Raw genomic sequence first — 13378 nt, forward strand, 5'->3', positions numbered from 1 at the left:
GTCAGGCGACGCGGATCCAGCTGGCCATCCCCGCCCGGGCATGACCCAGCATGTGGCAGTGCAGCAGCCAGTCGCCGGGATTGTCGGCGACCATGACGACCTGCCGCGTCCGACCCCGCTCCACCAGGATCGTGTCGCGCCACGGGCCCAGCGCGCCGCTGTCGGTGATCTCGCGGAAATGGTGGCCGTGCAGGTGCATGGCGTGCGGGAACATCGTGTCGTTGACAAAGGCGATGCGGTGCGTCTCGCCCGGATGCGCGTCGATGAAGGGCGCCGTGTCGCGGTCGGCCACGCCGTTCAGCGCCCAGAACTTGCCCCGTTGCGCCAGCGCCCGCCCGTCCAGCGTCTCGCCGTTCAGGCGCGCCTCGGACAGCCAGGCCATCGCGCCGCCGGTCATCGTCATGGCATGCAGCGGCGCGGCGGCCGGATCGGCGATCCGCGGCAGGGGGTTGGGCGGCAGCGGGTTCGGAGCCTCCCGCCGGATGCCGGCCGCCTGCCCGGCGACGGGAAACCGCGCGATGCCGTAGGCGCCGTCGCGTTCCACCGTGACCAGGCTGGCGGTGCCGCCGGCCTCGGCGGTCACGTCCACGATCAGGTCGGCCCGCTGCGCGGGGGCGAGCGTGAAGGCCCCCGTCACCGCCACGGGCTGCGCCAGCGGCATCCCGTCCAGCGCGATCAGCCAGCCCTCCATCCCGTCCAGCCCGACCGGGAAGATCCGCGCCGTGGCGGCATTGATCAGCCGCAGGCGCAGGCGGTCATGCCGGCGCACCGTCTGCGCGGGGTCGAACCGGCCGTTGACCGAGATCAGGTTGCCCAGCCGCCCGGCATGGCTGAGATCGTGCATTTTGTCGAAACCGGCGATCAACTGCGCCGTCTCCGGATCCAGCCGCCAGTCGTCGATCACCAGCGGCAGGTCGTGATCCAGTTCGGGCGGCTCGGGCTCTTCGACCACCAGAACCCCGTGCAGGCCGCGTTCGACCTGCTCCATCGACCGCTGATGGGAATGATACCAGAAGGTGCCGGCGTCGCGCACCGCGAAGTCATAGTCGAAGCTTCCGCCCGGCGGCACCGGCGCCTGGGTGAGCCCCGGCACACCGTCCATCGCGTTGTCGATCCGCACCCCGTGCCAGTGGACCGCGGTTTCGACCGGCAGGGCGTTCAGCAGCCGCCGCCGCACCCGCCCGCCCTGAGGCACGCGCAGCACCGGACCCGGCACGGTCCCGTCATAGGCCCAGACGGCGGTGCGGGCATAGCCCTCGGGCGCGACCTGCTGGTCGGCGGGGGCGGCGGTCAGAAGGTCAGGCGCCTGACCGGCCCGCAGCGGAGCGGCGGCAACCGCTGCGGTTGCGGCGGAACCTGCCAGGAATCGGCGGCGGGACATGGGCATGGGCGGGCCTCCTTTGACGCCAAGGGTAGACCCGCGCCGATCCGCGCGAAACCCCTGCCGGCCGATCAGCCGTTTGACGCGGTCCGCAGCTTGGGCCGATAGAAGATGTGCACCCCGATCCGGGCGGTTTCGGCAAAGCGCCGCGACCAGCTGGGACGGACGGCGGTGGTGTGATAATAGAGCGCCCCGCCGGTCAGGTTGACGGGCGCGCCATCCAGCACCAGACGGGCGATTTTCGCCACCCGGTCATAGGCGTCCCTTTCCACGATCACCTCTCTCACCCCGTCGCAGGTATAGGTGAACTGGCATTGATAGCGTTTGCCCGTGCCCTGATGGATCACGCCGCAATAGGTGTTCGGAAACTGGCTGCTGGCGACCCGGTTGCGGATCACCTCGGCCACCGCGAACTGGCCCTTCACCGTTTCGCCGCGCGCCTCGAAGTAAAGCGCCTCGGCCAGGCAGGCCCATTCCGCATCGCCCTTGGCGGCGGGACGCGAGTCGATCCATTCCCGGGTGAAGGACACTTTCTGTTCCTTCTTCCGCGGAGCCATCTTCTCGGCGATCGAGGCGAAGAATGCCTTGAGCCCGGTCTCGGCCCGGTTCGGCGCCACCGCGACGTCGGAGGTCGCGGCGCGGCTGACTTCGGCCTCGGCATGAACCGCACCGGCGAGCGAAAACGCCGCCAGAACCGCGGCAATCAGTGTTCGAGTCATCATGACGCCCCCACAGACATCGTTACTCGCACCGAGTCCCCCGTTCGGCACGCGGCGGCATTTAGCCCAGAATCGCCGCAACGTCCAGTTTCGCGAAAAATGCAAGCGGCTTCCGCGCCGTCACGAACCCGGCTCTGCCGGATATGGCGTCGGCGGACCCACCACATCTGGGGTCAGCCGGCTCCCTCCTCCCCAAGCTTGTGGGCGATGGCCAGCTGAGCGGCCGCCAGCCGCGCCACCGGCACGCGGAAGGGCGAACAGGACACGTAATCGAACCCGACGCTGCGGCAGAAGGAAATCGATTCGGGGTTGCCGCCATGTTCGCCGCAAATCGACAGGATCACGTCGGGGTTCGCCGACCGGCCCCGCTCGACCCCCAGCCGCAGCAATTCGCCCACACCTTCGGTATCGAGCACATGGAACGGATCCTCCGCGAACACGCCCTGCTGGACATAGGTGGACATGAACCGCCCCGCATCGTCGCGCGACAGGCCATAGGTCATCTGGGTCAGGTCGTTGGTGCCGAAGCTCAGGAACGCGGTATGCGGGGCAATCTCACCGGCCCGCAGCGCCGCGCGCGGGGTTTCCACCATCACCCCCAGCCGGTATTCGAAATTCTTCCCCGTCTCGGCCCTGACCGCCGCCGCCACCGCGTCGATGCGGGCCTGAACCAGTTCGACCTCGCGCTTGGCGCTGACCAGCGGGATCATGATCTCGGGCACCACCGGCGCGCTGTCGCGCCCCGCCTCGAGCGCCGCCTCGAAGATGGCACGGGCCTGCATGTCGTAGATTTCCGGCACCGTTACCCCCAGCCGCACCCCGCGCAGGCCCAGCATGGGGTTGTATTCCTGCATCGCCTCGACCCGGCGCACCACGTCCGACACCGGCAGGTCCAGCGCCTCGGCCATCTCGCGCTGGCCGGTGCGGGTGGTGGGCAGGAATTCGTGCAGCGGGGGGTCGAACAGGCGGATGCAGACCGGAAGCCCCTCCATGATGCAGAACAGTTCGACGAAATCCGCCCGCTGCATCGGCAGCAGCCGCGCCAGCACCGCCTCGCGGCCCCGGCTGGTTTCGGCAAAAATCATCTCGCGCATCACGGTCAGGCGGCCGGGCTCGAAGAACATGTGCTCGGTCCGGCACAGCCCGATCCCCTGCGCGTCGAACCGGCGCGCGGTGCGGGCATCCTCGGGCGTGTCGGCATTGGCGCGGATACCGATGTCTCGTTCTGCATCGGCCCAGCCCATGAAGGTCTGGAAGGCATCGTCCAGCGCCGCCTCGAGCATCGGCGGCTCGCCGGCCAGAACCTCCCCCGCGCTGCCGTCGATGGTGATGACGTCGCCGGCGGCGAACACGCGCCCGTCCGCCGCGATCAGCTTGCGCCCGCGCATGTCGAAGGTCATCGACGAGGCACCCACGATGCAGGGCAGACCCAGCCCGCGCCCGATCACGGCGGCGTGGCTGGTCATGCCGCCGCGTTCGGTCAGCACGCCGACGGCGGCGTGCATGCCGCGCACGTCTTCGGGCGAGGTTTCGCGGCGCACCAGGATGCAGGGCTCGCCCCGCGCCGCGCTGGCCTGTGCATCCGAGGCGGTGAACACGATCCGCCCGGTCGCCGCGCCGGGGCTGGCGGCAATGCCGGAGCCGATCACGTCGCGCGCGGCCTCGGGGTCCACTTGACGGTGCAGAAGCTCGCTCAGCGAATGCGGGTCGATCCGCATCAGGGCCTCTTGCGGCGGGATGATCCCGTCCTCGACCAGCCGCACCACGATCCGAAGCGCCGCCCGCGGGCTGCGCGCAACGCGCACGCCGTCAAGGATGAACACCTCGCCGTTCTGGATCACGAATTCGACCTGCATCTCTTCGCGCAGGCGGCGGCGCATGAGGCGGGCATGGTCCTTGAGCATCTCGAACGCTTCTGGCGCCAGTTCCTCCAGCGACGGCCCGCGCGGATCCTTTTCCAGATACAGCGCCCCGGCCCCCGCCCCCAGCGCGTCGCGGCCCTGGCTCTGGCTGAGATAGCGGCCGGTGATCTGCGGCAGCCCGGTGGTGGAATTCACCAGTTGCAACACGCCCGAGCCGCATTCGCCCGGGCCGTAGCCCGGCACCATCTGCTGCACCACAAGGCCCAGACCGGCATCGGCCGGCGCGCCCTTGGCCTGCCGCAACAGCCGCGCCGTGGTGCCCTGCCAGGCCCGCGCCATCGACCGCAGCACGCCCGAAAGCTGCACCGCCGGATCCTGCGGGAAGGGCTCGCCGGCCTCTTCCTCGTAGGCGAACAGGGTTTCCGACAGGCCCAGCTGGCCATCGCCGTGGACGTGGTCGAACATGTCCGGGTCGAGCCGCGCCACATGCACCGCATAGGATTGGACGAACCGCATGTACATGGTCGCCGCGGCTTCAGCCCCGATCGTGTCGCTGAGCTCCACATAGGCCGCGTCGTTCATGCCGATGTTCAGCACCGCCTTCGGCCCGCCCCAGTCCGGGTCTTCGGACGACGGCCGCACGCAGAGCAGCGCGCCGGGTTCGAACTGGGCCATGATCGCGTCGATATCCGGCATCTCGTCTTCGCCGATCCGCCGCACCGCGTCGAAGGACAGAGCGACGGTGCGCGGCACGGGCAGGTCGAGCCGCACCAGCCGCTGCAGGCATTTCGCCCGCCACCCGTGGGTCGCGGTGGCGATCGGCGCCGTTGGCGTGATAAGCGTCGTATCCGGGTTGTTCTGCACTGCGGCATCCTCTTTCTGCCCCAGCAGCATAATCCCCGCCCCGAAAGGCGCAAGAAAAACAATGCCGTCGCGGCGAATGTGCGTATCCCGGTCGGAAATTGCTGGTGCGGGCGGCGGGCACATGTCGCGTTGTGCAAACTGTTGCAAACGGTTCGCTGCGCCTTTTTCATTTGCGCGCCGCAACTCTCCCGGTGCACCAGGCTGTCGCAAGTTGTTGCATTGTAGCGAGGCCCGGATGGGGGCCAGAATGGGGGCCGGGGGATGGCGGGGCTGAACAAGCTGACCGCAAGACAGATCAAGGCGGCGGTGTCGGGGGACAAGCTGCATGATGGCGGCGGGCTTCTGTTCGTGGCCGGAGAAAACGGCGGGCGATGGAAATTCCGCCACCAGATCGGCGGGCGGCGCCGGGAAATGGGACTCGGTTCGTTTCCGGCAATGTCGCTGGCAGAGGCGCGCAGGGAGCGAGACAAGTGGGCCGCCGTCAAGGAATCCGGGCAAGACCCAATCCGCGAGCGCGACCGACAACGCGCCGAGGACATGAAGCCAGACCGTGGTGATCCCACGTTCGAGGAAATGGCCCATATCGCGTTCGAGGCCAGGAAGGAAATGCTGCGCGGCGATGGGGAGCGCGGACGGTGGTTCGCGCCGCTGCGCTTGCATGTGATCCCGAAGATCGGGGCAATACCAGTGTCGTCGCTCACGCAGAGGGACATTCGGGATGCCTTGCAACCGATCTGGCGCACAAAAAACGCGACCGCCGTGAAGGCGGTCAACAGGACGCGCATCGTCCTGCGCCATGCGCGCCTGTCGGGCTATGACGTAGATCCATTCATCGCGGACGCGGCTCAACACATGCTCGGATACGTCGCCCACAAGCCGACGCCGATCCCAGCGACGCCCTGGCAGGACGTGCCGGATCTCTATGCCAGGCTGTGCGACATGGCTGGCGTGTCGCCGCTGGCGCTTCGGTTTGCGATCCTGACCGCCGTGCGCAGTGATGGCGTGCGCAATGCCCGCTTCGACGAAATCGACGGCGACGTATGGATCGTCCCGGCTGACCGCGTGAAGGGGCGCCGCGGCAAGGTTGGAGATTTTCGCGCCCCCCTCTCGGACGAGGCGATGCGCATTGTCGAGGCGTGCCGGGAACGCAGGATCGGCGCTCACCTGTTCCCGTCGCCCCGTCTACGCAAGGGCATCTCGGACGTTGCCCTCTCCAAGACACTCGATCGGCTCGGAGAGGCGGGCCGCATACACGGCTTTCGCACGTCGTTCAGGACATGGGTGCAGGACACCGGCGCGGCGGGATACGATATTGCGGAAACCGCCCTTGGGCATGTGGTCGGCGGCAAGGTGGAGCGCGCCTAAGCCAGACCCGATCTTCTGGATCAGCGCCGTTTCCTGATGCAGAAATGGGCGGATTTCGTCAATCAGGCTGACGCGTAGGTGGTGCGCCTGCCCGGTCGGTGAAGGCGCGCACGGCTTTCGAATGGTGCCAGCCACCGCGCCAGTTGGCCCAAGGACCGGGGTATCAATCACCATCCACAATCCCCGGCGGGTGCGGATTCGCCGTTTCCGGCTCCCCAGCGCGAAACGCCTGCTGCCCGGCAAGGAATGGAGGAAGCGGTCTGCTCATAGACGATGGCGCGTCACGGCCTGTTGTTCAACCAGAACGCTTGGTGGCGCGCCGCGTCCTCCTCTGTAAAGCACGCGACTTGATCTGACATTTCTGCTCTTATGGAGCGCAAGCAAGGAGTGTCGATCAATGACAAGCATTCAGGAAAAGATCATCAAACCGAAGCTGGGGCTGCTGGAACTGGCCAAACAGCTCGGCAGCGTTTCGCAGGCCTGCAAGGTAATGGGCTATTCGCGTGACAGCTTTTACCGGTTCAAGGAACTCTATGAACAGGGCGGGGAGCAGGCGTTGATGGATCTCAGCCGCCGCAAGCCGATCCTGAAGAACCGGGTGCCGGAGCATGTGGAGCGGTCGGTGGTCGAGCTGGCCATCGAAAACCCGGTCTGGGCCAGAAGCGGGCGTCATGGGAGCTGCAGCAGAAGGGCATCATGGTGTCCTCGTCGGGCGTGCGCTCGATCTGGCTGCGCCATGATCTGGAGACCATGAAGAAGCGGCTGAAGGCGCTGGAGGCCCGCGCCGCCCAGGAGGGCATCCTGCTGACCGAGGAACAGATGGCGGCGCTGGAGAAGGCGAAGAGCCAGAAGGAGGCCCATGGCGAGATCGAGAGCCACCATCCGGGCTATCTCGGCAGCCAGGACACCTATTACATGGGCACGATGAAGGGCGTGGGCCGCATCTATCAGCAGACCTTCGTGGATACGTATTCGCGGGTGGCGATCGCCAAGCTCTACACCGAGAAGACCGCGATCACGGCGGCCGATCTGCTGAACGACCGGGTCATCCCGTTCTTCGCCGAGCACGGGATCAGCCTGCTGCGCATCCTCACCGACCGGGGCACCGAATATTGCGCCAAGGTCGAAAACCACGCCTATCAGCTCTATCTCGCGGTCGAGGACATCGACCACACCAGGACCAAGGCACGTTCGCCTCAGACCAACGGCATCTGCGAGAGCTTCCACAGGACCGTCAAGGACGAGTTCTACGACATCGCCTTCCGCAAGAAGCTCTACCGGTCGGTTGAGGAGCTGCAGACCGATCTCGATGCCTGGCTGGCCGGATACAACGAACAACGACCGCACTCGGGAAGATACTGCTACGGCAAGACACCTATGCAGACCTTCCGGGAAACGTTACACATCGCCGCGGAAAAGACGATCAGCGCTCCCGACCCATCGGACAGCCAACAACCCATTCTCAGCGCCGAAAGCTGAGTTGTCCGTCAGATCAAGTCGGAAGTTTCACACCTCAAGGCAGTCATGCGCCGGCCCCCATGTCGTAAGGCGTCTTGCCCAAAGAATCAGAATGAAGGCAAGGTTACCCGTATCACTTCCGCCGACAAAACGCCGCGATGATCTGCTCGGGTCAGCCCAGAGGGCTGTCCATCAGAAGCGCGACGGCGAAAGCGATGATGAGCCAGATCGGCGTTTCGTTCACGACGACGCGCTCGACGCGCTCGGCATTCACGCGGTTATCGTCCGCCGAATGGTGGATGTTGCGCGCCTGCGGCCGCACGATACGCTGCTCCCTGAACTCGGCGGAGCCTACGGTTTGCGCAGGGCAACGAACGGCTTGGACGGATCTTGCCCGATGATCGTGCTGTCGTGCATCAGGCGCATCATCCGGTCGTTGGCGTCGCGGTCGCCAATCGCCAGCTTGCGCCGGTCCTGGGCGATGCGGTCCATCTGCTCGTGCTTCTCGTTGCGCCGCTCGTCCATGCGCTCCTTGAGCCGCAGATAGGTCTTGATGGACGGGATCTTGGCCCCGAGTTCTTCCATCAGCGCCCGGCCCGGCACCAGGGCCAGCACGTTCCAGCCGTTCTTGCCCGCCATTGCCTGCGTGAGAAGGTCGGACAGAAGTTTCTTCTCGCCTTCGCGGATGGACTTGGCCATGACATGCGGCGCGCTCTCGAACCCGGCATCGCGGTTCCGGCGCATGTGTTTGGCGCCGGCGGGAGGCTCACCGCTCTTGAAAACGGTCCTCGGAGTGCGTATCTTCCGGTCGTAGCGAAGGCGTCGAAGGGTGTCGCTCAGCGAGGCGTTAAGGGGAGAGTTCCCGGTATGTCTATATCCCGAGCCTTCGCGTTCCCCGCGAACGTATAGAATCCGGTTGCGGCCCCGGCTGCTGTCATTGGCGAGCGCCACCATTTCCCTGAGTCTGTCCCGCCCGTGGAGAGTCACAACAACCGATGCCTTGCGGCCCTTGTCGTCGGTGCCGGAGCGTTTGATCGCCACCACGACAACATCTCCGTCTCGCGTCGTGTGATCCGTGACCACGAGAATGTCGGCAGTTCGGTCGTCGGTGCGGTCCCCGATAATCATGAACGGATCTGCGATCAGGTCGGGCAGGTTGGCGATGGTTTCGGGTTTCAGCCCCTTGTGCTTGTCCAGCACCTTGCGCAGCTTGCTCGCGGCCATCACCAGATCGCGCCCACGCCCGCCGAACGTCTTGACGATTTCGGGGACAGGACCAAGCGACATGGTTTCATGCGGCTGGATCTTGCCGTCGGGGAATGCGCGCAGGTTCTCCCGCCAGGTCTGGCGGGCTTCGCGGCTCGCTTTGAACCCGCCGCCCGGCCCGGTCGGGGTCGGCTCGCCGCGCCCGCCAAAATCGCCGCGCTCGATCCGCTCGAACACGCGCGCCGCCGTGGTGAAGCCCTGCCCCTTGAGCGCGCTGGCAATGGCCTTGAAGAACGTGGAAAGGCGCTGCATGAGCCTGCCCACAGGCGATTTCGCATCCCGCGCCGCGGCCCATTCCCGATACATCTCCGCAACCGCTTCCTCGACCTGCGCCGCCGCGCCAAGGTCGGGGTAGTCCCGCCTGATCCGCGCCATCAGATCCTTGTCGGCCCGCGCCGCGCGCACCAGCGCCCGCCATTCCTCGCGGGTGAACAGGCCGTAGGGCCGCCCCCACAGGGCCTTGTCACGCAGCGCGTGGATGATCTCGTGCCGCGCCGCGCCCAGCGGATCGGAGGCGGCATCGTCCACGGCGATCTCGCCGTTCCGGTAGCGCCCGGCCAGCGCGAACGCGCCGTCCTTGAGGTTGCGCACCGCGCGCCCCGTCACCTTGCGCTTGAGGCCAACCTTGCGCAGAACATCGGTCAGGACCGCCGCCACCTTGCCGGGGTTCGGGCGAGGCGTCTTGATTTCAGGGGCGGCGAAGTCCAATTTGAGTTCGACGGTGCCGCCTTCCAATGCCGGACTGCGCACTTGGGCATCGCCCACTCGCACCGCGTTTCCGCCTTTGCGCTTGAAACGGGCACCGTCGCTCATATCCCGAGACAGGTCATAATGGTATTTCCCGCGCTGATCTTCGCGCACCGTCACGACAAGATCACGCGGCCTTCCATCGAGAAGGATGGTGGCGGAAAACTTGTGCACAGCCTTTATGTCTGGGCGGCCGCGATTGTCCGTTTCCGTCGAAAGGTGATGCCCACGCTCAAGGATCGCTCGAAGCGCCGGGACTGAGCGATACAAAACGTCCCCTTTGCGCCCGCCGATCTTTTTCCCGCCATCCCTTCGGAAATCAATCTACCAGCCGGTTTCCCTGTTCGTGACGGTGGTGCCGAACAGGTTGTCCCGATACCACGCTTCCGCCTTCCGCCCGAGTTGGCGAAGTCCTTCCTCTCCCCGAGTTCCTTGCCGGAGAGCGTTGCTACAGGCTGACGTGCCCGCATGTGCCTGGCGCCGTTCTCCCCGAAGTCTGGCAACGTCTCGCCGGTGATCGCCCGCGCCTCGTCCTTGTGCGCATCCGCGATGAAGGTGGTCCCAAGCGTATCCCGATAGACATCCAGAAGCGGGCGCAGCTGGTCCTTGTCGATCGTCTTGCGATGGGTCCGTCCGCCGCGGGTCGAGAAGTCGCCAACGATCTTCCGCGCCGCCGGGCTGAGAATATACGCCTTGCCGCCCTTCTTCCTCACGTCGATCTGGTAGCCGCCATAAACCCGCTGCACCGAAAGAACGTCGTCATCGGATTTCAGAAGCGCGGGCGAAGGGCCTCGAACAAAACGGACGAGGCGCTTGCCTGGGCCGAAAGACATACTCCGCTTGCCAGGGCAACCGGGACCGGCCGATCTGTTCCCGGGGCGCCCGGCTCAGACCGGTCAGTCGGCAAAGCTGGCCCTCACGCGGTCAAGCCGAGCCCCCGCAGCCTCAAGATCCTCGGCGGTCAGATCGCGGCCGCGGTCGGACTGTTCCATGTCCAGCGACAGAATCTCGCAGGTCACGCCCTGACCGCACAAGCGCGCGACAAGGGTCACCGGCAGCGTGCCCACGATCCGGTCGCCGGCTCGCAAACGCGCGATGTCCTCTTCAGCGACATGCTCCAGAACCTCATCCCCCACAATCCCCTGCCTCTTGATCCATTCGATGGCACCGGGGTGGCGCGAGACGATGATTGTCTTGGCAGGGCGCGCGATTTCATCGACGAGCGCCCGCACGTTTTTGGCCAGCCTGTCGCCCGGAAGGGGATCGAGGCGCATGCCGGCATGCAGCAGGTCGTTGCGCCAGTCCCAGAGGCTGCGAATGTCGCGTGCCGCGCTGGCCGTCCGTTCGACCGCCGCGCGGGCCTCGGGGTCGAAGTCGCGCCGGCCGGCACGGATCGCTTCCGGTCGCGTGGCGATCCGGCTGACGATTTCCTCGCGCGCGATGGCGGCGGCTTCCATGAGACGTCCGAAGCCCAGGTAGAGTTCCGCCAGTTCCGCCGTCGCCCGTCGCGCCTCGGCCGCGGCCAGCCCCTGTTCGACGGCGGCGTCTTCCGGCACCAGCAGGCCCGACGTCATCTCGATCAGGTCGCCGATCAGCGGCACCAGTGCTGGGTGATCGCGGTCGCATTGCGCCGCCCATTTTTCCAGAGCCTCGTGCAGCGCGCGGGCCGAGGATTTTTCGAACTTGCCGTTGCGTTCGACGCCCACGAGAAGGGCGACCAGCCGCGTGGCGGCCAGGTCGGCGGCAAAGCGGCGCAGGGGCGCGACCAGTTGGGCCTTGGCGAAGCCGCGTTCGCCCTGTTGCGCACGGGCGGCGATCCGGCGGCGTTCCGCCTCCAGGGCATCCGCCAAGGGTCGGGCATCTCCGGTCTGGCGGAATGCCGACGCCGCCTGGGCATAGCCCATCATGTCGAGCAGCGGCGACAGCTCCCAGATCGGCGTGGAGTTTCCGTCCTTCGCCTCGAAGGCGCCATAGAGGATCCGGGTCTGCTCGGGCAGTCGGCCAGATGCCGAAAGCACCGCAAGGCCTGCGGCCGCAAAAAAGGGCTGGGCGCGAAAGCCGTGGGTGATGTCGATCGTCAGCGGTGTTTCGGTGTCTTCGATTAGCGTGTCGCGCAGGATCCGGAACTGATCGCGCAGCTCCGCTTCGGAACGCCCGGACGGGATGCGGCGCAGCTCGACCTGCCGGCCGTCGTCTTCCAGGGCGGCTCTCAATGCCTCTCCGTGCCGGTCCTCGGCCTCATGCGTGGCCAAAATCGTGGTTCGTCCGCAGTCCAGAAACTCCGCGAGCGCCTGCGCGACGAAGCGCGTTTCAACCTGCCGCCCCTGAAACGCATATGTCGTGGGTCGATAGTCGCCGACACCAAGAAAGGAGACGAGGCGCGAATTGGTGCGGTCGGAATCGTTTTCGGTCATGTTTCCTGCCATTGGTTCGGCAACTGATCCAGAGTGGGGCGCCCCAGGAGATCCTCCCACAGGACGCCGCGTCTTTGCATGAACCAGTTGCGCGCCTCTTGCCAGTCTTCGCGGGTCATCGCGGAAAATCCGTGCGCCAGTATCGACCTGTTTCGGCGCGATTGCCACTTGGGGGTCATGCCGATGGGCCAGGATGGGGCAAAGGGATCGCGGCGCTCCAGCTCCGCCAGCAGTCTTCGGGCATCGGTCAGGGAAAGGCGATGGTATTCCCGACCGGTCCGGCGGTCACGCCAGGATGGCGCATTTGCGGCGATCGGCGCAGAAAGAACGTGCGCGTCGACCTGGCCAGTATCGATTCCGTGGTGCAACCACAGGCGAGACTGAACAGCGGCTTCCGCAAGGCGGTAGAGACGGGCAACGGCATCGTCGTAAAGGCCGTTTTCCGCCCTGCGGTGAGCGTTGAGCCAAAGATCTTCGGTCAGTTCGGGATTGGGCTTGCCGGCACATTCCGCCAGCCGTTCGAGTCGGCTTGCAAGCCCCGATGCCTCGAAAGCCATGGCCCATGAGGCGCCTTCCTCCAGACCGCTGTCCAGAAGCGTGAAGGCCCCCGCGTGATCGAAACGGTCCCAGGCGTCAAGAACGGACAGAACCCGGACCCAGCCGTTGACCCTGCGCGCCCAGCTGCCGGGAACCCGGCGCGACAGACGGGCCACGTCGCGGTGCATATGCTGGGCCACGGCAAGCGCCGCGCCATACTGGCGCCGGCCAAGCAGCTCCCAGATCATCGTGAAGGCCCGCCCCATGCCCACCAGATCGCCCGGCATCTCGACTGCGGCTTCCGTTCCGGCCGCGACCTTGGACAGGTCCGACCGCTTGCCGGCCATGAATTGCAGGCGAACCCCGGGATAGGCCGTCGCGGCCAGCACCATGGCCGCGGTCATCGTCTTGGTGCCGCCGGTGTAATCGACGGTGACCGGTCGGAAGCGAACTTCGCGGGCAATCCGGTCGTCGATCCGGGCCAGAGCGCGGTCCAGATCGTCGGGAGGCACGTCCACAATCACCCGGTCGGCCGGGCAGGCCGGATGATGCGCCAGCCCCGGGCCGATCTGTCCGGTTCGATGGTCGTAGGTGATTTCCGCCTGCTCCACCATCGCGCGCGAACTCGGGCTGCCGTCGCTGCCGTCGGAGACGACGAAAACGATGCGTTTGGGGCGCAGCTGTTCGATCGCCGTCGCAAGCGGCTGCGGACTGCCGCCCACCGACAGGATCAGGGTGAGGTCGGAGGGGGAAGGGCTCGACACG

9 protein-coding genes and 1 pseudogene are annotated in these 13378 nt (G+C 66.4%); 2 read left to right on the plus strand and 8 right to left on the minus strand.

Features of this window, described 5'->3' with window-relative positions:
* Position 1: 1 nt before the first annotated feature.
* From C4S70_RS11920 to C4S70_RS11930, 3 genes are all read right to left on the minus strand, one after another.
* Positions 2–1387, minus strand: coding sequence for a multicopper oxidase family protein (locus C4S70_RS11920; RefSeq protein ID WP_104008330.1), 1386 nt, complete (start codon positions 1385–1387; stop codon positions 2–4).
* A 65-nt stretch (positions 1388–1452) separates the two neighbouring features.
* Positions 1453–2100: a cell wall hydrolase gene (locus C4S70_RS11925; RefSeq protein WP_104008412.1), complete on the minus strand. Its 648-nt coding sequence runs from the start codon at positions 2098–2100 to the stop codon at positions 1453–1455.
* A gap of 173 nt (positions 2101–2273) precedes the next feature.
* Complete coding sequence (locus C4S70_RS11930) at positions 2274–4856, minus strand: putative PEP-binding protein (RefSeq protein ID WP_104008331.1); 2583 nt, start codon at positions 4854–4856, stop codon at positions 2274–2276.
* A 231-nt stretch (positions 4857–5087) separates the two neighbouring features.
* Between C4S70_RS11930 and C4S70_RS11935 the strand changes: the two genes are divergently transcribed.
* Positions 5088–6191, plus strand: a complete 1104-nt coding sequence (locus C4S70_RS11935) for a tyrosine-type recombinase/integrase (protein WP_235003818.1) — start codon at positions 5088–5090, stop codon at positions 6189–6191.
* Positions 6192–6588: 397 nt separating this feature from the next.
* Positions 6589–7670 (plus strand): annotated as a pseudogene (locus C4S70_RS11940) (IS481 family transposase).
* 151 nt (positions 7671–7821) lie between these two features.
* Here the strand turns inward: C4S70_RS11940 and C4S70_RS18650 are convergent.
* The 5 genes from C4S70_RS18650 to C4S70_RS11960 all read right to left on the minus strand — a co-directional run bounded on the left by C4S70_RS18650 (position 7822) and on the right by C4S70_RS11960 (position 13377).
* Positions 7822–7971 carry a hypothetical protein gene (locus C4S70_RS18650; protein ID WP_160114873.1) on the minus strand — a complete coding sequence of 50 codons (150 nt, stop codon included), beginning with the start codon at positions 7969–7971 and terminating at the stop codon, positions 7822–7824.
* A gap of 29 nt (positions 7972–8000) precedes the next feature.
* The gene (locus C4S70_RS11945; protein WP_407656732.1) at positions 8001–9932 is read right to left on the minus strand and encodes an LPD3 domain-containing protein; all 1932 of its coding nucleotides are present in this window, start codon (positions 9930–9932) and stop codon (positions 8001–8003) included.
* On the minus strand, positions 9842–10495 hold the full coding sequence (locus C4S70_RS19150) for a hypothetical protein (RefSeq protein ID WP_104008333.1): 654 nt from the start codon (positions 10493–10495) through the stop codon (positions 9842–9844). Before C4S70_RS19150 ends, C4S70_RS11945 begins: the two co-directional genes overlap by 91 nt.
* 63 nt (positions 10496–10558) lie before the next feature.
* A complete protein-coding gene (gene csx16, locus C4S70_RS18660; RefSeq protein WP_160114874.1) occupies positions 10559–12076 on the minus strand; it encodes a CRISPR-associated protein Csx16 in 1518 nt (505 codons plus the stop codon).
* Positions 12073–13377 carry a TIGR02710 family CRISPR-associated CARF protein gene (locus tag C4S70_RS11960; RefSeq protein ID WP_104008334.1) on the minus strand — a complete coding sequence of 435 codons (1305 nt, stop codon included), beginning with the start codon at positions 13375–13377 and terminating at the stop codon, positions 12073–12075. Before C4S70_RS11960 ends, csx16 begins: the two co-directional genes overlap by 4 nt.
* Between the last annotated feature and the right edge of the window lies 1 nt (position 13378).

Origin of the sequence: Jhaorihella thermophila (assembly GCF_900108275.1) — a bacterium.
In the GTDB taxonomy this organism is placed as follows: Bacteria; Pseudomonadota; Alphaproteobacteria; order Rhodobacterales; family Rhodobacteraceae; genus Jhaorihella; species Jhaorihella thermophila.